General features: G+C 71.8%; 18 protein-coding genes. 7 read left to right on the top strand and 11 right to left on the bottom strand.

What is annotated here, in order from left to right; all coding sequences use genetic code 11:
• Positions 1 to 29 precede the first annotated feature (29 nt).
• The 4 genes from OG627_RS24615 to OG627_RS24600 all read right to left on the bottom strand — a co-directional run bounded on the left by OG627_RS24615 (position 30) and on the right by OG627_RS24600 (position 5,879).
• Entirely contained in the window at positions 30 to 1,499 is a 1,470-nt protein-coding gene (locus tag OG627_RS24615; protein ID WP_329068553.1) for a family 43 glycosylhydrolase, read from the bottom strand.
• A 14-nt stretch (positions 1,500 to 1,513) separates the two neighbouring features.
• Positions 1,514 to 2,488 (bottom strand): arabinan endo-1,5-alpha-L-arabinosidase, encoded by a 975-nt coding sequence (locus OG627_RS24610; protein ID WP_329068551.1) that lies wholly within the window; start codon positions 2,486 to 2,488, stop codon positions 1,514 to 1,516.
• A gap of 304 nt (positions 2,489 to 2,792) precedes the next feature.
• Positions 2,793 to 4,298 (bottom strand): arabinosylfuranosidase ArfA, encoded by a 1,506-nt coding sequence (arfA, locus tag OG627_RS24605; protein WP_329068549.1) that lies wholly within the window; start codon positions 4,296 to 4,298, stop codon positions 2,793 to 2,795.
• A gap of 561 nt (positions 4,299 to 4,859) precedes the next feature.
• A complete protein-coding gene (locus tag OG627_RS24600; protein WP_329068547.1) occupies positions 4,860 to 5,879 on the bottom strand; it encodes an NADP-dependent oxidoreductase in 1,020 nt (339 codons plus the stop codon).
• Between the two features lie 115 nt (positions 5,880 to 5,994).
• Here OG627_RS24600 and OG627_RS24595 point away from each other — a divergent pair, with 115 nt between their 5' ends.
• On the top strand, positions 5,995 to 6,429 hold the full coding sequence (locus OG627_RS24595) for a MarR family winged helix-turn-helix transcriptional regulator (RefSeq protein ID WP_329068545.1): 435 nt from the start codon (positions 5,995 to 5,997) through the stop codon (positions 6,427 to 6,429).
• Between the two features lie 119 nt (positions 6,430 to 6,548).
• Here OG627_RS24595 and OG627_RS24590 read toward each other — a convergent pair whose 3' ends face one another.
• A complete protein-coding gene (locus OG627_RS24590) occupies positions 6,549 to 7,526 on the bottom strand; it encodes an ArsR/SmtB family transcription factor (protein ID WP_329068543.1) in 978 nt (325 codons plus the stop codon).
• Positions 7,527 to 7,814: 288 nt separating this feature from the next.
• Here OG627_RS24590 and OG627_RS24585 point away from each other — a divergent pair, with 288 nt between their 5' ends.
• A complete protein-coding gene (locus OG627_RS24585) occupies positions 7,815 to 8,273 on the top strand; it encodes a hypothetical protein (protein WP_329068541.1) in 459 nt (152 codons plus the stop codon).
• Positions 8,274 to 8,487: 214 nt separating this feature from the next.
• On the opposite strand, the gene OG627_RS24580 is transcribed toward OG627_RS24585, so the two are convergent.
• On the bottom strand, positions 8,488 to 9,300 hold the full coding sequence (locus OG627_RS24580) for an SCO2400 family protein (RefSeq protein WP_329068539.1): 813 nt from the start codon (positions 9,298 to 9,300) through the stop codon (positions 8,488 to 8,490).
• Positions 9,301 to 9,501: 201 nt separating this feature from the next.
• Between OG627_RS24580 and OG627_RS24575 the strand changes: the two genes are divergently transcribed.
• The 3 genes from OG627_RS24575 (at position 9,502) to OG627_RS24565 (ending at position 13,052) form a co-directional block, all read left to right on the top strand.
• On the top strand, positions 9,502 to 10,062 hold the full coding sequence (locus OG627_RS24575; protein WP_329068538.1) for a hypothetical protein: 561 nt from the start codon (positions 9,502 to 9,504) through the stop codon (positions 10,060 to 10,062).
• 209 nt (positions 10,063 to 10,271) lie between these two features.
• Positions 10,272 to 11,315, top strand: coding sequence for a rod shape-determining protein (locus OG627_RS24570; protein ID WP_329068536.1), 1,044 nt, complete (start codon positions 10,272 to 10,274; stop codon positions 11,313 to 11,315).
• 168 nt (positions 11,316 to 11,483) lie between these two features.
• Positions 11,484 to 13,052: a GAF domain-containing sensor histidine kinase gene (locus OG627_RS24565; protein WP_329072939.1), complete on the top strand. Its 1,569-nt coding sequence runs from the start codon at positions 11,484 to 11,486 to the stop codon at positions 13,050 to 13,052.
• Positions 13,053 to 13,111: 59 nt separating this feature from the next.
• Here OG627_RS24565 and OG627_RS24560 read toward each other — a convergent pair whose 3' ends face one another.
• On the bottom strand, positions 13,112 to 13,969 hold the full coding sequence (locus tag OG627_RS24560) for an SAM-dependent methyltransferase (protein ID WP_443073532.1): 858 nt from the start codon (positions 13,967 to 13,969) through the stop codon (positions 13,112 to 13,114).
• An 89-nt stretch (positions 13,970 to 14,058) separates the two neighbouring features.
• On the opposite strand from OG627_RS24560, the gene OG627_RS24555 reads away from it, so the two are divergent.
• Entirely contained in the window at positions 14,059 to 14,469 is a 411-nt protein-coding gene (locus OG627_RS24555; protein WP_329068531.1) for a hypothetical protein, read from the top strand.
• Between the two features lie 122 nt (positions 14,470 to 14,591).
• On the opposite strand, the gene OG627_RS24550 is transcribed toward OG627_RS24555, so the two are convergent.
• The 3 genes from OG627_RS24550 to OG627_RS24540 form a co-directional block, all read right to left on the bottom strand.
• Positions 14,592 to 15,860 carry an MFS transporter gene (locus OG627_RS24550; RefSeq protein ID WP_329068530.1) on the bottom strand — a complete coding sequence of 423 codons (1,269 nt, stop codon included), beginning with the start codon at positions 15,858 to 15,860 and terminating at the stop codon, positions 14,592 to 14,594.
• Positions 15,857 to 17,020 carry a PLP-dependent cysteine synthase family protein gene (locus OG627_RS24545; RefSeq protein WP_329072937.1) on the bottom strand — a complete coding sequence of 388 codons (1,164 nt, stop codon included), beginning with the start codon at positions 17,018 to 17,020 and terminating at the stop codon, positions 15,857 to 15,859. The genes OG627_RS24550 and OG627_RS24545 overlap by 4 nt, the downstream gene beginning before the upstream one ends.
• A 124-nt stretch (positions 17,021 to 17,144) precedes the next feature.
• The gene (locus OG627_RS24540) at positions 17,145 to 17,606 is read right to left on the bottom strand and encodes a hypothetical protein (protein ID WP_329068528.1); all 462 of its coding nucleotides are present in this window, start codon (positions 17,604 to 17,606) and stop codon (positions 17,145 to 17,147) included.
• A 320-nt stretch (positions 17,607 to 17,926) separates the two neighbouring features.
• Between OG627_RS24540 and OG627_RS24535 the strand changes: the two genes are divergently transcribed.
• A complete protein-coding gene (locus OG627_RS24535; protein WP_329068526.1) occupies positions 17,927 to 20,338 on the top strand; it encodes an excinuclease ABC subunit UvrA in 2,412 nt (803 codons plus the stop codon).
• A 39-nt stretch (positions 20,339 to 20,377) separates the two neighbouring features.
• Here the strand turns inward: OG627_RS24535 and OG627_RS24530 are convergent, their stop codons facing one another.
• On the bottom strand, positions 20,378 to 20,905 hold the full coding sequence (locus OG627_RS24530; RefSeq protein WP_329068524.1) for a MarR family winged helix-turn-helix transcriptional regulator: 528 nt from the start codon (positions 20,903 to 20,905) through the stop codon (positions 20,378 to 20,380).
• Between the last annotated feature and the right edge of the window lie 88 nt (positions 20,906 to 20,993).

Below are 20,993 nucleotides of genomic sequence, written 5' to 3'. Positions count from 1 at the left end.
TTCAGGCCGGTTTCATCGGACCGGCCTCATCAGACCGGCTTCAACTGCCATTGCTGACAGGCGTTGTTGAGCCACGACCACTGCCGTACGTCGGCGCCGTCGGCGGTCGAGCAGTCGGCGACGTCGGCGACCTTCCCGCTGCGGGCGTTGACGAGCCGCACCCAGCCGCCCCGGTCGGTGACGACGAACCGGTAGGACTGGCAGAGGTTGTTCAGCCAGGACCACTGGCGCAGTTCGGCGCCGTCGGCGACGGAGCAGTCCGCCGTGTCGAGGACCTTGCCGCTCGCGGCGTTGACGAGCCGGCTGGTGTCGTTGCCGAGATCTTCGAGGCGCCAGCGCTGGTGGGCGCCGCCGTCGCAGCTCCACTGGATGACGTGGGCGCCGTCCGACGTGGAACCGCCTTCCACCTCAAGGCATTTGCCGCTGTTGCGGTTGACCAGGGTGTAGGCGGTGGGGGTGGCCGCGCTCTCGCCGGAGGGCCCGGGGCGGGTGGTGCCGAGGGCGAGCGGGGTGCCGAGGTTCGGGGTGCCGTCCGCGTTCCAGGTGAACTTCTGGGCGCGGGTGGTGCGGCCGTTGTCGCAGCCGCCGCTCGCGGAGCTGTTGGCGTGGTAGACGATCCAGTTCTCCGTTCCGTCGGGTGAGGTGAAGAATCCGTTGTGTCCCGGACCGTAGACCCCGGCCGCGTCGGCGCGGCTGAAGACCGGGGTGGACTTCTTCGTCCAGGAGGAGGCGCTCAGCGGGTCGGTCCCGGTGTAGGTGAGCCGGCCGAGTCGGTAGTCGGGGGTCCAGCAGCCGCTCGCCGAGTAGACGATGAAGGTCTTTCCGCCGTGCTGGAGCACTTCGGGGCCCTCGTTGACGGTGCCGCCCGTTCGCTCCCAGTCGTAGGTCGGCGTGGAGATGGTCGAGAAGCCGCCGCTCAGGGTGTACGGGTTGGACATCGGCGCGATGACGAGGTTCTGCGTACCGCCGCCGCTCGCGCTGCCCAGCAGATACAGCGAGCCGTTCAGGGTGAGCAGGCTGGCGTCGAGCATCCAGGCGCCTCCGAGCTGATCGCGGTACGTGTACGGGCCCATGGGGTCGGAGCCCGCGCTCTCCAGGACGTGGACGCGCTGGGTGGGGTTGTAGTCGGCGATGCCCTGTCCGGCCACGTAGTAGAGGTACCAGCGCCCGTTGCGGAAGTGGATCTCGGGAGCCCACATGTTGCAGCAGCGCGACGAGGTGGAGTCCGACCACACCTGGACGCTGGGCGCGGTGGAGAGCCCGGCCAGGGTGGGCGACTTGCGCATGGTGAGTTCGGACGTCCAGGAGGTGGTGATCAGGTAGTAGTCACCGTCGTAGAACTCGATCCACGGGTCGGCGCCCTTCCGGTCCTTGACGGGGTTGGTGTACGGACGGCCCTCGGCGGCCCCGGCCGGCGGCGCGACGACCGCGACGAGGCCGGCCAGCACGACGAGGAGGAGGGCGATGAGGAGGGCCGGTGGCCGCTCGGTGCGTGACATGTCCCGCGCCCCCGTCAGTACGCCGTGGGCCAGCCGCCGGACCAGCTCAGCAGATTGACGCCGAGCTTGGGCGTGCCGTTGTCCTGGCCGTCGTAGTAGTGGTAGACGAGCAGGTCGCCGTCGCCGTCCGGCATGACCGACTGGCCGCCGGGGCCGATGTAGCGGTCGTGGCTCTCCAGTACCAGCGAGCCGCCGTTGTTCATCATGTTCACGCCGTTCTTGTCGACGTAGGGCCCGGTGGGGCTGGTGGCGCGGCCCACCTTGATCTTGTACGTGGAGCTGGTTCCGGCGCAGCACGTGTCGTACGAGGCGAACAGGTAGTAGTAGCCGTTGCGTTTGACGACGGCGGGCCCCTCGACGGCCTTGGTGCCCGTCGGGCGCGAGGCGAGGCTGTAGCGGGTGGTGTCGCCCGCGTACTGCTTGCCGGTCGACGGGTCGATCCGGATCATCTTGATCCCGGTCCACCAGGAACCGAAGGTCAGCCACCACTTGCCGTCGTCGTCGACGAGGAGGTTGGGGTCGATGGCGTTGTAGTCGCTGCCCGAGCTGGACGTGTAGACGGTCCCGTAGTCGGACCAGCTGCCGGGCAGCCCGGTGGCCGAGCCCGCGAGTCCGATGGCCGAGGTGGAGGAGCCGAAGGTCGAGACGGCGTAGTACATCAGGTACTTGCCGCCGTGGTACGAGATGTCCGGCGCCCAGGGGTCCTTGGCCGGTGAGTAGGTGGACCACCAGCCCGGGAGGGTGGTGAAGGCGGATCCGCTGCGGCTGAAGGCGATCCGGTCGGTGGAGGTGCGGGCCTGGAGCCCGTCACCGGTGGAGTAGAGCAGGTACTGCCCGGACGAGGCGCGGATCATCGTCGGGTCGTGGACGACGATGTCGCCGCTGACCCGGCCGGGGTTGGGGTAGGCGGAGGCGCTGCTCGGTACGAGGGCGAGGAGCAGGGCGGCGGGCAGGGCGAGGAGCGCGGTTCTGCGGGAGGTGCGGCTCACGCGGTTCTCCTTGCGGTGTGGGGGGCACACGGTGGGGGCGGAGGCGTGGGGCGGAATCCGGTCCTGACCGTCCTGTTCGGCATTCCGAACCACGCTCGTCACCGCGAACGGGAAACTAGAGTCGAAGCGCTTGCGCGTCAACGGTTCACACAGACTTACTTCGCGCCCGCGGATACGTGCCCGGAGCCGCCGATGCCCCGACGGATCGCTCCGTCGGGGCATCGGCGGCTCGGAGACCCGCTGCTCGGGCCGGCCGGGTCAGGCAGGTCGGGCCAGTCGGGCCATCGGATCAAGCCCGGTCGGGTCAGGCCAGTCGGATCAGGTTCCAGGAGAGCGGCTCCAGCGTCGCCTTGAGCGTGCCGTCGACGAGCGTCGCGCCCTCGCCCGCGTGCGGGGCGACCCGCTCCTGGTCCGCCAGGGTGTTCCTGGCCTCGGGATCGGCGTCGGCGAGGACGCTGTGCTCGACCAGCTCCGTCAGACCGAGCCCGGAGAGCACCGCCTCCAGCGGCAGCGGCTCCGTCTGGCTGCGGTTGACCGCGAAGACGGCGACCGTGCCGTCCTCGGCCCGGACGGCGGTGGCGTGCAGCAGGTCGGCCTCGCCGTACTTCTTCGTCGTGTGCGACGGGGAGTCGACCCGTACGTCCAGCACCGTCCCGCGCCCGTACTTCGACGCCTGGGCGAAGGGGAAGAAGGTGGTCTGCCGCCAGGCGGGGCCGCCGGGCTCGGTCATGATCGGCGCGATGACGTTGACGAGTTGGGCGAGACAGGCCACCGTCACCCGGTCGGCGTGCCGGAGCAGCGCGATCAGCAGCGAGCCGAAGACGACGGCGTCGGTCACCGAGTAGACGTCCTCCAGCAGGCGGGGGGCCTCCTGCCAGTCCTCGACCTCGTTCGGGTTGGGCTTGTCCAGGTACCAGACGTTCCACTCGTCGAACGAGAGGTTGATCTTCTTGTCGGACTTCAGCTTGGCCCCGACATGGTCACAGGTCGCGACGACCTTCTCGATGAACGCCTCCATGTCCACCGCCGAGGCGAGGAAGGAGTCGCGGTCGCCGTCGGTCTCCCAGTAGTAGCTGTGCAGGGAGACGTAGTCGACGAGGTCGTACGTCTCGGTGAGGACCGTCGCCTCCCACGCGGCGAAGGTGTCCATGTTCGAGTTGGACGAGCCGCTGGCGACCAGTTCGAGGTCCGGGTCGATCTGCCGCATCGCCCGCGCGGTCTCGGCGGCGATCCGCCCGTACTCCTCGGCCGTCTTGTGGCCGGTCTGCCAGGGCCCGTCCACCTCGTTGCCCAGGCACCACAGCCTGATGCCGTACGGGTCCTTGTCGCCGTGCGCGGCGCGGCGGTCGGAGAGTTCCGTGCCGGAGGGGTGGTTGGCGTACTCCTGGAGCTGGATCGCCTCGGCCACTCCGCGCGTGCCGAGGTTGACGGCCATCATCGGCTCGGCCTCCGGGCCGGCCTTGCGCACGAAGTCGATGAACTCGGCGAGTCCGAACCGGTTGGACTCCGTGGTCTTCCAGGCCAGGTCGAGCCGGCGGGGCCGCTCGTCGACCGGGCCGACGCTGTCCTCCCAGCGGTAGCCGGAGACGAAGTTGCCGCCGGGGTAGCGCAGGGCGGTGGGGCCGAGTTCGCGGACGAGTTCGAGCACGTCCGTACGGAGACCCGCCTCGTCGGCGGTGGGGTGGCCGGGCTCGTGGATGCCGGTGTAGACGCAGCGGCCGAGGTGTTCGACGAAGGAGCCGAAGAGACGGGGGTTCACCTCACCGACGGTGAAGTCGGGGTGCAGGGTGAAACGGGCGGGTCGGTTCATGACTCCCTCATCTGTGATCAAAAGCTGGGCTGGTAAGGATGGTGATATTCACGGAGAAATACGTCAAGGCCGGTCCGGTCGCGCGCAAGCGCTTCGATTGTTCCGGTGGGTTCGATTGTTCCGACGGGTCCCGTCGGCGCCTCACTGGCCCGCCGGAGAGGTCGGGGTCGGACGTCACCATGTACGGCCACAGGAATACGTCGCCCGAAGCCGCCGGCGACGGCGAGCGCCCCGAGACCGCCGAGCATCCCGCGACGGCTCGGAAGGAGTGGTGACATGGCGGCTCGCCTCCCAATGTTCGGAATACCGAACTATGACCGTAACTTCGAACCGGAACGTAAGTCGATCAGAAAGGCGCGTCAATGTTTCGCGCAAAAATCCGGATCAGGTTCGTCATGTCGAACACGGGCGCCCGGCAGAGGGACGAGCACGGGAGGGCCGGCACGGGGGCAGCACGGGCGGCGGCAGAAGCCGAGGGCCGCACCCCGGCGTGAGCGGGATGCGGCCCTCAGTGACGTGACGCGTGAGCGCGCGGGGTCCGGCGGTGGCCGGGTGGCCGCCTCAGCCGCCGATGGAGACGACCATCTTTCCGGTGTTCTCGCCGCGCAGCACACCGAGGAAGGCGTCGAAGCCGTTCTCGATGCCCTCGACGATGGTCTCGTCGTACTTCAGCTCGCCCGAGACCAGCCAGCCGCCCACGTCCTTGATGAACTGCTGCTTCAGCCCGTAGTGGTCGGCCACGAGCATGCCCTGGAGGCGCAGCCGCTTGCCGATGGCGAGGGCGAGGTTGCGCGGGCCGGCGGCCGGGCCGGTGTTGTTGTACTGGGCGATCGCGCCGCACATGGTGACCCGGCCGTGCGTGTTCAGCGTGGCGATCGCGGCTTCGAGGTGCTCGCCGCCGACGTTGTCGAAGTAGACGTCGATCCCGTCGGGAGCCGCCTCCTTGAGCTGGTCCTTGACCGGGCCGCTCTTGTAGTTGAACGCCGCGTCGAAGCCGTACTCCTCGACGAGGAGCTTGACCTTCTCGTCCGAGCCCGCCGATCCGATCACCCGGGAAGCGCCCTTCAGCCGGGCGAACTGGCCGACCTGGCTGCCGACGGCACCGGCCGCGCCGGAGACGAAGACCGCGTCGCCCTCCTTGAAGGACGCGGTCTCGAAGAGACCGGCGTAGGCGGTGAGGCCGGTCATGCCGAGGACGCTGAGGTACGCGGAGAGCGGGGCGAGCGAGGCGTCGACCTTGGTCCCGTGCTCGGCCGGGAACTCGGCGTACTCGCGCCAGCCGAGACCGTGCAGGACGTGGTCGCCGACCGCGAACCCCTCGGCGCGGGAGGCGATGACCTCACCGATCGCGCCGCCGATCATCGGCTGGTCCAGCTCGAAGGGAGGGACGTACGACTTCACGTCGTTCATCCGGCCCCGCATGTACGGATCGACCGAGAAATACAGGTTCCGGACCAGGATCCGGCCCTCACCCGGCGCGGCCACCGGGACCTCGCGCAGGGCGACGTCGGACGGCTTGGGCCAGCCGTGGGGGCGGGCGACGAGATGCCAGGCGCGGCCGGAGGTGGGGAGTGCGGTCATGGTACGGGTCCTCCTCGGACGGTCTTCGACGATGAGCCGACAAAAGCTTCACTACCTAAAACAACCATGCGCCTGAATATTTCAGGTTGTCAAATAAATGGGTACCCTGGTGTCCATGGCCACTGAGCGCAGAGACCCCCTGACCCTCGAAGTCGTCGAGCTGATCGGCACCGTCGTGGCCCGCTACTACGAGGAGTACGAGCAGGCGGCGGCCGAGCACGCCCTGACCGGCGCGCAGGCGCGCGTGCTGCGGCTGCTGTCCCTGGACCCCATGCCCATGCGCCGGATCGCGCGGAAACTGAAGTGCGAGCCGTCCAACATCACCGGCATCGTGGACCGGCTCGAAGCGCGCGGCCTGGTCGAGCGCCGCCCGGACCCGGCCGACCGCCGGGTGAAGCTCGCCGCCGCCACCGAGAAGGGCCTCGCGACGGCGGAGCTGCTGCGGGACTCCCTGGACTTCGCCCGCGAGCCGCTCGCCGGGCTGACGGCGGCGGAGCGCGAGGTGCTGCGGGATCTGCTCAAGCGCATGGTGGGCGAGCCCGTGGCCTGAGCGTCGGTGGTCTGACCGTCGCCACTGGTCTGAGCACCGGTGGTCTGGGTGTCGCCAGTGGTCCGACCGTCGCCGGTGGCCTGACCGCCGGTGGTCCGTCCGACCCGGCCCGGCCCGGGTCACCAAGGCGGTGGCTCCGCGTGCGCCAGCAGGTTCGCCCCCAGGGACGTCACCTGGTGGACCACCGCGTTCGCCTGACGGCGGCTCCCCACCAGCCCCGCCCGCCGCAGTACGGCGAGATGCTGGCTGGCCGAGGAGATGAGCATGCCGGCGCGGCGGGCGAGTTCGCTGGTGTTGCCGCCGTCGGCCGCGGCCTCCAGGACGGCGGCGCGGCTGCGCCCGAGCAGGGCGGTCAGCGCCTCCCCGTTCTCCGGCGGCTGCCCGGCGGCCTGCGGGCGGCGGCCGACCGGGTACACCAGTACCGGCGTCTCCTCCTGCCGTACGAGCGTGATCGGCAGCCCGTGGCAGAAGTACGAGGGCACCAGCAGCAGCCCGCGCCCGGCCGGCCACAGCTCGCGCCGCACGGGGTAGTCGACCTCCAGCGCGGGGCTGCGCCACCGCACGCGGGGCGAGAGACCGGCGAGCAGTTCCTCCGTACCGCCGTCCGCCAGCAGCCGGCTCACGCGGACGCGCTCGCGGGCGACCTCGGCCCGCACGGTCGGCCAGAACGGCGCGACGGCCACGCTGTGGTAGCGGTGGAAGGCGCGCTCCAGACGCCGCACCGCCGGCAGACCGCCGTCCGCCAGCTCCCGCAGCCACGGCGTGGGTACCCGGCGCGCCGACAGGAGCGCCAGTTCCTCGCGCAGCCGTGCCGCCGGGGTGCGCAGGACCGGGTCCAGCGCCTCCGCGAGCTGGGGCGAGGAGCCGTAGGGGGTGAGGAAGTCGGGGAAGTACCCGCGCGGCGGCGCCAGTTCGCGGAGCAGTCCCGTCGCGGGAGCCAGTTCGCCGGCCACGGCACCGCGCCAGTGCTCGCCCGCCGGTCCCGCCGGGCGCCGCCTGGCCCAGTGCAGGCTGAGCACGGTCTCCCACATCAGCGCGGGCCCGGCGGCCACCCGGATCCTGCCGAGATCGTCACCGGTCAGATGGATACGCAGCATGCTCTCCCCCGAGGCTGTCCGCTCCGTTCACGACCCGGTCGCCGGCTGCGACCGGGCTGGTCCCTCCTCATTCTTCTGCACCGGCGACCGGGGCTCCCCGGGACACTCCGCCCGTCGCGCGGCGAGTTTCAGCCGGATCTGAAAGACGCGCGGAAGCCCGCCCTTCGCTGCCACAGTGACGTCTCGACAAGCCGGACACCGGCTGGCAGAAGGTACGGACGGGGCGTGCCGAGGCAGGTCTCCGTCGGCGCCGGACGCCGGTGTCCCCCGCACCAAGGAGGCAGCGAAATGGTCCACATGAAGCGAGCGCTCGCCGTCGCACTGACCGCCGGAGCGATGACGGTGAGCGGGCTGGGAGCGACCGCGACCGCCCAGACACCGTCCGCCGGGCGGAGCGCGGCGGCCGCCATCACCTGTGTCGGCTCCTCGTTCTCCGGAACCCTGGGCGTCAACCAGGCGATCTGCAACAGCGGCTACCAGGTGATGATGCAGGACAACGGCGATCTCGTACTGCGCACCCACAGTGGTTCGCCCTGTTGGGCCAGCGGCTCCCGCGCCCCGGGCGACGCCTCGGCGACCTTTGTGGGGACCGTCTTCGGCGCGCCGTACATCGACATCAACAGCACCTCGCAGGGGCGGGTCGGCAGGGTGCTGGGCGCCCACACCGCCACGACCTTCGGCACGAACGCGAGCGTGAACAACAAGGGCGAGTTCTGGGTGGGCTACAAGAAGGTCGGCTGGTGCTGACCGGCTCCCACCGGGCCCAGGGCGTGTTGCGAAAGTAGCGCCGTCCGCCCGGAGGGCGGGGCCCACGGCGTCTGGTGCGCGCGATCGCAAGGCGGAGGGTCGCCCCCGTACTGGACGTACTGGGGTGATCCCGACAACGCGGCGAGCGTGCGTGCCAGGCGTCGTGGGCCAGGCGGGACTTTCGCAACACGCCCTGGAACGCCCGCGGCCGCCGTCAGGCGCACCACCACAGGAACCGGGTGCAGGTCGCGGACGGGGCGGGGGACGGGGCGGGGTCGGGGGCGGGCGTGGGGGTGGGGCTCGTGGTGGGGGCGTCGCTCTCCCCCGGTTCCGCGGTGGCGCCGGGCTCCGTACCGTCCCCGGGATCCGTACCGTCCCCGGGATCCGGTGAGTGGGGTGCGGCGGGTGCCGTGTCCGTGTCCCCGGCGTCCTCGTCGGGGTCGGCGCCCGTCCCCGGGTCGCCGGCGGCCGCGCCGGACGCGCCCGGGGTCGCGGGGGTACGCGTGTCACCGGCGCCCGGGGCGGCCGTACCGCCGCTCGCCCCGGGGCCCGCGCCGGACGGCGATCCGGACCCGGGGGCGGGGGCCGGGCCGGGGTCGTCGGGGGTGACGGGGGCGTCCGTACGGCCGGGTCCGCCGTCGAGATCGACGACGCTGTCCTCCTTCACGGAGGTGGCGCCGTCCCTGCCCGGTGACTCGATGGCCAGCTCGGCCAGGCTCAGCGCGCCCGCAGCCAGCACCACACCGAGCGCGCCGATCACGATCCTGCGCTTGCGCTTGCCGCGCGCCCGCCTCGGTCCGGTACGTGGGGGCGTGTCGCTGCGTGCGGCCCTACGGCGCGAGGCGCCCCGGCCGCGCCGGGGGCCGGGCTCGGGGCCGGGCTCGGGCTCGCGGGCGGGAGGCGTCAGCTCGTACGCGACGGCCGGCTCCGGGCCGGGGCCCGGTGGCGGAACTTCGGCGGGGGCGCCGCATCCCGCGCAGGTCAGCGCGCCGTTGAGGTGCCGTCGGCACGGCTGGCAGTAGTCCATGGCGACCGCAGATTATGCGGCGGCGGCATCACGCCGGTAGCCGAGGCGGTGAGGATCCTGTGTGGAATGCGGGACTCCGCGGCGGCTCGCGGAGCGCGGCGGCGATCGACGATATTCCGATATTCCGTAGTGTCACGCCGCATTCCGGACCTCTGCGCACCCTCCGCGCGGGGATGCTCCCGAACGGGGCAGGATGGCGGCATGACGTCCCCCGGGCCGTTCGGGCCGCTCGACTTCCAGCTCGTGCTGTTGCGCAGAATGGCCGACCACCAGCCGGAGCTGGTCGACGACGCGCGCCGCGAACTGGGCGTCTCCCCCGCCGACATGCGCGAGGCCAACCGCCGCTGGCAGGCCATGACGCGCTCACCGCGCGGCCGTGGCGCGCTGTCCCGCTACCGCTCCGTGCTCGGCGCGCCCGAGCACACCTTCCGGCGGCGGGTCGGCGATCTGGAGTGCGAGGCGCTGCTGTGGCCCGTACCGCTCTGGCCCACGCTGCGCTTCGAGGTGATGACCGGTCCCGGCGGGGCCGTATGGAACGAGTGGCTGGTCCGCGCGCCGGGGGCGGCGGGCCCCGAGCCGCGTACGCCCGAGGAGCTGCGCCCCTGGTCCTGCACGGTGGACGAGGTGGCACGGGCGTTCCCGCCGGCCCGGCCGATGGAGGGCAGCGCCCCGACCCGGCTGCGGCTGGCCTGTACGGCGCCGGGCGGCGGGGAGCGGATCGCGGAGTTCACCTGGGGCCTGTTGCAGCACTGGTCGCGGTAGGTTCCGCAGGGAACGGAACCGGGCGTTCCGCAGGGAACGGAACCGGGCCGGGCCGGGGCCGCCGGAACCTGGCGGCCCGTCATCTTCCCGCCGCGCACGCCCCCGTACGGAGCAGCCCAGCGGGCAGGGCGGCGCGGCGCGGCGCAGGATGCGAAGAGGACCGGCCGCCGCCGGTGAACCGCCCGCCAGCGCTCTCGGGAGAACCTGCCGTGACCGTCAGTCTTGAGCAGTTGCGCCGCTGTCACATCGCCGTCGATCTGGGGGCCGCCAGAACCAGGGTCTTCGTGAAGGGGGCCGGGCTCGTCGTGGACGAGCCGAGTGTCGCCGCCGTCAACACCCGTACGGGCGCGCTCATCGCCGTCGGCGCGCTCGCCGAGCAGATGACGGGCCGTACCCCCGACTACATCCGGGTCGCCCGGCCCGTCAGGGGCGGGACCGTGGTCGATGTCGAGATGGCGCAGCGCATGCTCCGGCATCTCCTCGGGGACAAGCTCCGCCGTCAGCTGCGCCGCAAGCCCCGGCTGCGGGCCGCCGCCTGCACGCCGCACGACAGCGATCCGCTGGCCCAGCGCGCGACCGTGGAGACGCTCGTGGGGCTCGGCGCGCGCCGGGTCGAGCTGGTCGACACGCTGATCGCCGCCGCCGTCGGCAGCGGGCTGCCGGTGGAGCAGCCGACCGCCACCATGATCATGGTGTGCGGCGCGGCGACCACGCAGGTGGCGGTGCTCTCGCTCGGCTCGATCGTCACCGCGCAGCGGATCCCGATCGGCGGCAACGCCATCGACCACGCGGTGATCCAGTACCTGCGCCACCAGCACGAGCTGCTGCTGCCCAGCCACTCCGTGCGCCCGTTGCAGCTCGCGCTCAGCGGCAACGGCCTCAACGCGCGCGGCCCTTCGAAGACCGAGATCCACGGCCGGGACGTGGCGACGGGCATCGCCCGTTCGGTGCTGGTGGACACGGCGGCCGTACGGGACGCGATCTACACGCCGCTGACCGCCGTCCTGGACGGCATCGGCAAGGTGCTCAGGGACTGCCCGCCCGATCTGGTGGCCGATCTCGCGGACCGGGGGATCATGATGGTCGGCGGCAGCGCGCTGCTGCCGGGGCTCGACCAGATGCTGCGCGACGCGACGGGTGTGCCGGTGGCCATCGCGGAACGGCCGGACATCTGTGCCGTACTGGGCCTGGGCGCGATGCTGGAGGGCAAGGTCAGGCCGATGGTCCTGGACCCGCTGGCCGAGGCGCACTGAGGCCGCCGGGTGAGCGAGGGGCCCACGGGCGAGCGGCCGGACGAGCACGCGGAGGACCGTCCGGAGGCGGACATCGAGGACCGTCCGGGCGGGCACCCGGAGCGGCGGCACACGGCGCGGCGCGCGGCGGCCCGGTCCGGGAGCGGCGGCGCGGACTCCGGCCCCCGGCTGCCGCTGCTGCTCGAAGCCGTGCTCGGCATCGGTACGGATGTCGAGCTGCGCGCCACCCTGCAACACGTCGTCGACACCGCCACCGAACTCATCGGCGCGCGGTACGGCGCGCTCGGCGTCGCCGATCTGGAGCGCGGCGGGCTGACGGAGCTGTTCACGGCCGGCATGAGCGACACCGAACGGCATCGCGTCGGGCGGCTGCCGGACGGCCACACCGGACTGCTCGGGGTGCTCGTCGACGAGGCCAGGCCCGTCCGGCTGGACGATCTGACCACCGACCCCCGGTCCTGCGGGGTGCCGCCGGGCCATCCCCGGATGCGGTCCTTCCTGGGCGTCCCCGTCGAGCTGGACGGGGAGGTCTTCGGCAATCTGTACCTGACGGAGAAGCGGACCGGTTCCTTCACCGAGCAGGACCAGAGCCTGCTGCGGGTGCTGGCCGCCCAGGCCGCCGGCGCCATCGGCACGGCCCGGCTGTACGGGACGGCCCGCCAGCGCGAGCGGTGGATCGAGGGGGCCGCCGCCGTCACGACGGCGCTGCTGACCGGGCGGAACGCCGTGGACGCGCTGGTCACGGTGGCCGAGTCGGCCCGGGTGCTCGCCGACGCGTTCGCGGGGGTGGTCCTCCAGCCGACCGAGGAGGGCGGGATGGAGATCGTCGCCGCGTCCACGGTGGACGACCCCGGCGACATCGTCGGCACCACCATCGAGCCCGGCTCCCCCGTGCTGGTCCAACTGCTGGGAGGTGAGCCGGTGTTCATCGAGGACTCGTCCACGGATCCCCGGATGACCACCCATGTGAGGTCGCGCTTCGGGCCGTCCATGATGCTGCCGCTCCAGAGCGGCGGGAAGCTGATCGGTACGCTCGCCCTGCCGCGCCGCCGAGGGGGCCGTCCGTACCGGGGGGTGGACCGGCTGCTGGCCACCCAGTTCGCCTCGCAGGCCGCGCTGGCGCTGGTGCTGGCGGACGCGCAGCACGACCGGGAGCAGCTCGCGGTGTTCGAGGACCGCGACCGGATCGCCCGCGATCTGCACGATCTGGTGGTGCAGCGGCTGTTCGCCACCGAGATGATGCTGGAGTCCACCCGGCGGCGGGTGGCGGGGACCGGTCTCGACGAGCTGATCGGCCGAGCGGTGGACGAGCTGGACTCCACCATCCAGGAGGTGCGGACCACGATCTTCGCGCTTCAGCAGCCCCCGGCCGACGGCCCGACGAGCGTACGGGGGAAGGTGCTGCGCGAGACGGGAGGCGCCGCGGTCCTGCTGGGCTTCCGGCCGTCCGTGCGCTTCACCGGACCGGTGGACACCCTGGTGGGCGAGCCGGCGGGCCAGGAACTGCTCGTCGCGCTGCGCGGCGCGCTGGCCGCAGCGCACCGGCGGGCCGGGGTGACGTCGATCGAGGTGGAGGTCGACGCGACGGCCCGGCTGCCGGGCGACCGGGACGGGGTGCGGCTGACCGTACGGGACGACGGGGTGCGCGACGACGCCCGGGACCGGAACGGGGAGAACGGCGAGGACGGGGAGGACGGCGCGCGAGGTACGACCATGACCTGGGAGGCGCCGCGCTGACGGCGGCGCCCCACTGCTCCCTCACGTACTCCTTTGCGTGCTCCTTTGCGGGCGGGCGGCTACGGCTTGCGGCCCACGCCGCAGTACGCGTCCACCGCCGGCGCCCCGCCCGCGGCACTGTCCGCGCCGTCCGCCTCCTGGCGCCACTGGGTGACCTGGGCGATCCCGGGCTCCACCAGGTCGAGCCCGTCGAAGAAGCCGCCGATCTCCTCGACGCCGCGTACGTAATACGGCACCGCGCCGCTCGCGTTGTACGCGTCCGACGCCGCGATCATGCCCTCGCTGGTGGAGGTGGAGTCGCTGATCACCAGGTAACTGCCGGACGGCAGACCGGCCATGAGCCGCGACACCAGCGAACGTGCCTGCTCGTACTCGGCGACGTGCCCGAGCGTGTTGAGGATCATCAGCGCGACGGGCCGCGAGAGGTCCAGGGTCCCCTCGGCTGCCTTGAGGATCGACTCGGGGTCGTACAGGTCGGCGTCGAGGTAGTCGGTCCTGCCCTCGGGCGTGCTCGTCAGCAGCGCCCGCGCGTGCGCCAGCACCAGCGGGTCGTTGTCCACGTAGACGATCCGCGAGTCAGGCGCGAGGCGCTGGGCCACCTCGTGCGTGTTGTCCGCCGTCGGCAGCCCCGTACCGACGTCCAGGAACTGCCGTACGCCCTGGTCCACCGCGAGATGCCGGACCGCGCGCCCGAGGAAGTGACGGCTCGTCAGGGCGACGTCGACCAGGCCGGGGAAGATCTCCTTGATCTGGTCCCCGACGGCGCGGTCGACGTCGTAGTTGTCCTTGCCGCCCACGAAGTAGTTCCAGAAACGCGCGGAATGCGGCTTGCCGGTGTCGATCCTGGCCCGTATGGCCGCGGACGAGTCAACACTGGGGTCACGATCGGACACGGGAGCGCCTCCTGTGGTGAACATGTGTACAAACGATGTGCGCCCAACCTACAAGGCCCCGGCGCACCTCCGCCCGCTTCATGCCGAGCCAACTGGGCTCATGGACACATGAGTTGACTTCCAGCTGCGAGTTCGCTTACCTCGTCGAGGACGGCAAGCCGGCCGCCGTCACCACCAAAACCCTCAACAACACCGGCGGACAGGTCGCGTCCTACGTCCTCTACGACGGATTCCTCCGTGAGCGACAGACCCAGGCTCCCGGGCCGTCCGGCGGCAGCATCCTGACGGACGTCTTCTACGACGGGCGCGGACAGGCGGTCAGGACCTTCGCGCCGTACTACAGCACCGGCAAGCCATCGACCGTGCTGTTCAAACCGGAGAACGCCCTCTCGGTCGAGACCCAGACCCGCACCGTGTTCGATGACCAGTGCTTCGCCTACGACTACCTCAGTCGGCTGACCGAGGCGTGGACGCAGAACACCACCACGTGGGAAGGTCGCCTTGTGGACAACCCTCAAGGATGAAGATCAGGATCTTATGATGCTTTGGTAGTCCCCACAGGAATATCAGGGCTTCATTCTCGCGTGACGGGGCCGCCGGTCCTGCCGGCGGCCCGTCACACTGTCGTGTGACGGGCCGTCGGCCGTCAGGCGGCCACGGGCGCCGCGGGTACGCGGCCGCCCGCCAGGGCTCCGGTGCGGGAGAGGGCGAGGACCGCGAGCGCGCAGCCCAGGCCGGTCGCGGTGAGCGTTCCCCAGACCAGCCAGGACGCGTGGTGGCGCCCGGCGAAGTCCCACAGGGCGCCGGTGGCGAGGTTGCCGAGGGTGATGCCCAGCCCGGACAGTGTGTTGTAGAAGCCGTAGTGGGTGGCCACCAGGCGGTTGCCCGAGAGCGTGACGATGGTGTCCATCTCGAACGGATAGACCACCGCGCCCCCGACGGCCAGCAGCACCACGGCCACCGCCAGGGCGGTGAGCACGGCGACGGTCGCGGCCCGGTCGGTCGTCGCCGTCAGCAGGGCGAGCGGCGCGAAGGCCGCACCCATGATCATCAGGCCGTACACCAGCGCCTGCGGGCCCGTCCAGCGGCGGCCGGCCCAGCCGGTCAGCCGGAGCTGTCCCAGGACCGCCACCGCGGCGGAGAGCACGAACAGTCCGCTGGTGGCGACGGACCCGGCGGCCCCCAGCGCCGCGCCGACGGCCAGCGGCAGCGCCAGGTAGACCTGAAAGGCCAGTACGTACGAGCCGATCATGGCGAGCGAGAACAGCAGGAACGGCCGGTTGGCCGCCACCGTCCGCCACTGCGCCCACACCCCGCCGGCGCGCTGTCCGCCGGCGGCGGCCCCGTCGCCGGGGAGTGCGCGCCACTGTACGAGGGTCAGCACCGCGAAGATCAGCGCGGCCACACCGCACACCACCTTGAAGTCGGCCACCAGCAGCGCCAGTCCGATCGGCGGGCCGAGCAACATCCCCGCCTGGTAATGGACGTTGAACGCGGCGAACGCCTCCACCCGCCGCTCGCCCGCCTCGGCGGCGAGTGCGGCGCGGACCGCCGGGTTGAACAGCGCGCCCGCGAGCCCGGTGGCCGCCGAGGCGATGATCAGCGCGGGCAGCGCGTCCACCCACCCGAGCAGCGCGAACCCGGCGGTACGCAGCAGACATCCGGCGAGGATCGGCGCCTTGTATCCGTACCGGTCGGCCAGGCTGCCGCCGAGGAGGAACATGCCCTGCTGGGAGAGATTGCGTACGCCCAGGACCAGGCCCACCGACCACGCGGCGAGGTGCAGATCGCCGGAGAGGTGGGCGGCGAGATAGGGCATGAGCATGTAGAAGGCGCAGTTGATGGCGAACTGATTGGCCATCAGCAGTCTTACGGCGGGCGGGAAGGAGCGGGTGGTGGCCCACACGGAGGTCATCGGACCACCTCCACCGGGCCACGGGTGCCCGCGTCCGCCGCGCGCGTGCCGTGGTCCGCGCCGCGCGCGTCCCGCGCGGGCAGCGGGTCGACGACGGTGGCACACCTCGTCCAGCGGGTGACCGCGCGTTCGTCCGGGTGGGCGATCTCGTCGGGGAACTCGGCGGGCGGCGCCACGGGCAGCGCGTGCTCGCGGCAGAAGGCGTCCGAGTAGAGCGTGCCCGTATAGCGGTGCGGTCCGTCGGGGAAGATGGCGACGATCCGGGCCCCGGCGGGCAGCCGGGCGGCCAGGTGCCGGGCCACCACCGCGACCGCGCCCACGCTCCATCCGCCGCTCGCGTACCGGCCGCGGGCGAGGGCGCGGGCCGCCCACACCGCCTCACCGGCCGCGACCCAGTGCACCTCGTCGAAGAGCGGGTAGTCGACGTTGCGCGGATGGATGCTGCTGCCGAGACCGCGCATCAGCCGGGGCGCGTCGGGCTGCCCGAAGATCGTGGAGCCGGTCGCGTCCACCCCCACCACCCGCAGCGCGGGGAAGCGGCCGCGCAGCACCCGCGCGATCCCGGCGGAGTGCCCGCCCGTGCCGACGCTGACGACCAGGGCGTCGATCGTGCCCAGCTGGGCGACGAGTTCATGGGCGAGCCCGGCGTAGGCCGCCACGTTGTCGGGGTTGTGGTACTGGTCGGGGCACCAGGCGTCCGGATCGGCCGCCAGCAGCTGCCCGACCCGCTCGCGCCTGGCCTGCTGCCAGCCGCCCGTGGGATGCGGTTCCGGTACGACGTGCAGGTCAGCGCCGTACGCCGTGAGCAGGCCGCGCATCAGCGGCTCCGTACCCGGGTCGGTGACCACGGTGACCCGGTGGCCGAAGGTCACCCCGGCCAGCGCGAGGCCGAGGCCGAGGGTGCCGGAGGTGGACTCCACGATCCGGCCGCCCGGCCGCAGGTCACCGCGCTCGCGCGCGCGGGCCGTCATGTACAGGGCGGTGCGGTCCTTGATCCCGCCGGGGTTGCGGCCCTCCAGCTTGGCCCAGAAGCCGCGCCCGCCCCGGGTGAAGGGCTCCCCCACCCAGAGCACGGGCGTGTCACCGACCAGTCCGGCGGGGGTGTGGACGGGCGGGGGCGCGGGCGGAGAGGCGGAGAGCGCCAGAGCCGGGGAAGGCATGCCGAAAGAGGTCATGTACGGGTCTCCTACGAGGCGGAGTGCGGGAGGAAAGCGAGGGAGGAAGTGACGGGGAAACGGCGCGGATCGGGCCGTTCGCGGCGGACCGCCGCGCGGCCCGGCCCCGTCAGGTCCGCCACACCCCCAGCACCGCCCGCACCCGCGCGGCACGGCCCCACTCCGGCTCGGGCCGCCCGGGCCCCGCCCTCCCCCACTCCGGCGCGAGCGCTTCGCCGTCCGCGTCGGCCCCGCCGCTCGCCCCGCCGGTCGCCCCGGGCGGCGTCCACAGTCCTGGCGGGTCCACGGTCCCCGGCTCGTCCGCCTCCCAGCACCCCGTCGGCGCGCTCGTACCCGTGGCGACGGACGTGACCGACGCCGAGGCCGAGGCGGATACCGAGGCGGATACCGACGCCGTCACGGGGGCCGGAACCACGGCCCCGGCGAGCGGCAGCGAGTCGGCACGCGGTCCGGCGGCCGTCTGCGGGCCATGGGCACACGCGAGGACATGGATCAGCGCGGCCAGCACCACGGCCACCACCAACCAGCCGCCTCGCGCCACCCGGCGCCCGTCCGACATCACCACCGACACACCACGGACAGTAGCCGAACGGACACGTAAGGCGCGCGCTCGCCTCCCCGGGCCGACCGGAACCGGGACCGATGCCGACCGGAACCGGGATCGATCAGGAATGGAGAAGCGAAACCCACTCCCCCGCTCGTAGCGTGTGGGGACCTGCGGCGGACATCCAGGAAAAAACGAAGAAGAAGGATAATCAGACGTACCGCTCGTAGCGGGTCGGACCGCCCGTAGCCGGTCGGACCGAGCCGGGCGACGCCGACGAAGAGCCGACGAAAAGCCGACGGAGACCGCGAGGGCGCCCCACGCCCCACCCCAGAGATGGAGACACGATGAGCAAGGCCACGAGGACGGACACGCAGCCGCCCGCGCCGCACGGTCCCGCGCCGCACAGCGCCGACAGCCACGATCTGATCCGCGTGCACGGCGCCCGGGAGAACAATCTCAAGGACGTCACCGTCGAGATCCCCAAGCGCCGGCTGACGGTCTTCACCGGCGTCTCGGGCTCGGGCAAGAGTTCCCTGGTGTTCGACACGATCGCTGCGGAGTCGCAGCGGCTGATCAACGAGACGTACAGCGCCTTCGTACAGGGCTTCATGCCGACACTGGCGCGGCCCGACGTCGACGTGCTGGACGGCCTGACGACCGCGATCATCGTCGACCAGCAGCGCATGGGGTCCCACTCCCGTTCGACGGTCGCCACCGCCACCGACACCGGCGCCATGCTGCGCATCCTGTTCAGTCGGCTCGGGCGGCCGCACATCGGCTCGCCCCGGGCGTTCTCCTTCAACGTCCCCTCCATCAGCGGGGCGGGCGCGGTGACGGTCGAACGCGGCGGGAAGACCGTGAAGGAGCGGCGCAGCTTCAGCGTCACCGGCGGCATGTGTCCGCGCTGCGAGGGCATGGGCACCGCCTCCGACATCGACCTCACCCAGCTCTACGACGACTCCAAGTCGATCGCCGAGGGTGCGATCACCGTCCCCGGGTACAAGGTGGACGGCCATTGGACCGTACGGATCTTCACCGAGTCGGGCTTCCTCGACCCGAAGAAGCCGATCCGCGACTTCACCGAGACCGAGCTGCACGACTTCCTGTACCGCGAGCCGACCAAGATCAAGGTCAGCGGCATCAACCTCACCTACGAGGGGCTGATCCCCAAGGTCCAGAAGTCGTTCCTCTCCAAGGACCGGGAGGCGCTCCAGCCGCACATCCGCGCGTTCGTGGAGCGGGCGGTGACGTTCACCGCCTGCCCGGAGTGCGGCGGCACCCGGCTCAGCGAGGGCGCCCGGTCCTCGAAGATCAAGGGGATCAGCATCGCCGACGCCTGCGCGATGCAGATCAGCGACCTGGCCGTCTGGGTAGGCGGCCTGGACGAGCCGTCGGCGGCGCCGCTGCTGAAGGCGCTGGGCGAGACCCTCGACTCGTTCGTCGACATCGGGCTGGGCTATCTCTCGCTCGACCGGCCCTCGGGCACCCTCTCGGGCGGCGAGGCACAGCGCGTCAAGATGATCCGCCACCTCGGCTCCCCGCTCACCGATGTCACCTACGTCTTCGACGAGCCCACCATCGGCCTGCATCCCCACGACATCCAGCGGATGAACGACCTGCTGCTCCAGCTGCGCGACAAGGGCAACACCGTGCTGGTCGTGGAGCACAAGCCGGAGACCATAGCGATCGCCGACCACGTCGTGGACCTCGGACCCGGCGCCGGTACGGCGGGCGGCGAGGTCGTCTTCGAGGGCACCGTCGAGGGGCTGCGGGCCGCCGGCACCCTCACCGGGCGGCATCTGGACGACCGCACGTCGCTGAAGCCGTCGGTACGGAAGCCCCGGGGCGTACTGGAGGTGCGCGGCGCCGACGCCCACAACCTGAAGGACGTCGACGTCGACATCCCGCTCGGCGCGCTCGTCGTGATCACCGGGGTCGCCGGTTCCGGCAAGAGTTCGCTGATCCACGGCTCGGTGGCCGGGCGGGACGGCGTGGTGACGGTGGACCAGTCGGCCATCAAGGGCTCCCGGCGCAGCAACCCGGCGACCTACACCGGGCTGCTGGAACCGATCCGTAAGGCGTTCGCGAAGGCCAACGGCGTGAAGCCGGCGCTGTTCAGCGCGAACTCCGAGGGCGCCTGCCCCCACTGCAACGGCGCCGGTGTGATCTACGTCGACCTGGCGATGATGGCCGGTACGGCGTCCACCTGCGAGGAGTGCGAGGGGAAGCGGTTCCAGGCGTCGGTGCTGGACCACCACTTCGGGGGCCGCGACATCAGCGAGGTGCTCGCGATGTCGGTGAGCGAGGCCGAGGAGTTCTTCGGCGCGGGCGAGGCGCGTACGCCGGCCGCGCACCGGATCCTCGACCGGCTCGTGGACGTCGGGCTCGGCTACCTGACCCTCGGCCAGCCGCTCACCACGCTCTCCGGCGGCGAGCGGCAGCGGCTCAAGCTGGCCACCCACATGACCGAGAAGGGCGGCGTCTACGTCCTCGACGAGCCGACCACCGGCCTGCACCTCGCCGATGTCGAGCAGTTGCTCGGCCTGCTCGACCGGCTGGTCGACTCCGGCAAGTCGGTCGTCGTCATCGAGCACCACCAGGCGGTGATGGCGCACGCGGACTGGATCATCGACCTCGGCCCCGGCGCCGGCCACGACGGCGGCAGCGTCGTCTTCGAGGGCACCCCCGCGGACCTCGTCGCGGCCCGCTCCACCACCCTCACCGGGGAGCACCTGGCGGCCTACATCGGAAGCTGACCGGGGCCGGGGGCGGGAGCGGGAGCGGGAGCCAGAGCGCTAGGAAGCGGGGGGCGGAGGGCTCTCGTCGAGGGTCGCGAGATGGGCCGTCACATCCTCGGCGAAGCGCCCCAGGAGACGTCCGAGATCATTGCGGTCCTCCTCGGACCAGTCGCCGATGGCCTCGGTGAACCAGCTGACGATGGCCAGCGTGTACCGCTCCGTCGCCGCCGAGCCCTCGGCGGTCGGCTCGATCAGGCTCGCCCGCCGGTCGAGCGGGTCCGTCACGCGGTGGACCAGGCCACGCCGTTCCAGCTCCTGCACCTGCCGGGTGACATGCGGGCCGACCACCTGCATCTTCTGCGCGATCTCCCCGATGCGCAGCGGCTTCTTCGCCAGGCCCACCGTCAGGAGCACCGACATCGCGGGGCGGTCCAGCCGTAGATTCGCGGCCTCCATGGCGCGCTCGACCAGGCGCCCGCGGCTGAAAGCGCTCTGGAGCTGCGCCAGCCGGGGCATCACGGCCAGAACGTCGGTGAGCGGCCGGCCTTCGTCCCGCCCCGGATCGTCTGCTGCCCTCGGGCTCATCTCGACTCCACGTGCATGCGTAAGTGAGGCAACCATATGCCGACCCGCGGCGTCGCCCACACACCGATGGCAGAGGCCCCGGATGTCA

Origin of the sequence: Streptomyces sp. NBC_01429 (genome assembly GCF_036231945.1) — a bacterium.
In the GTDB taxonomy this organism is placed as follows: Bacteria; Actinomycetota; Actinomycetes; order Streptomycetales; family Streptomycetaceae; genus Streptomyces.
Note: the sequence above shows the minus strand (reverse complement) of the source record. Positions and strands in the feature narration are given on the sequence as shown.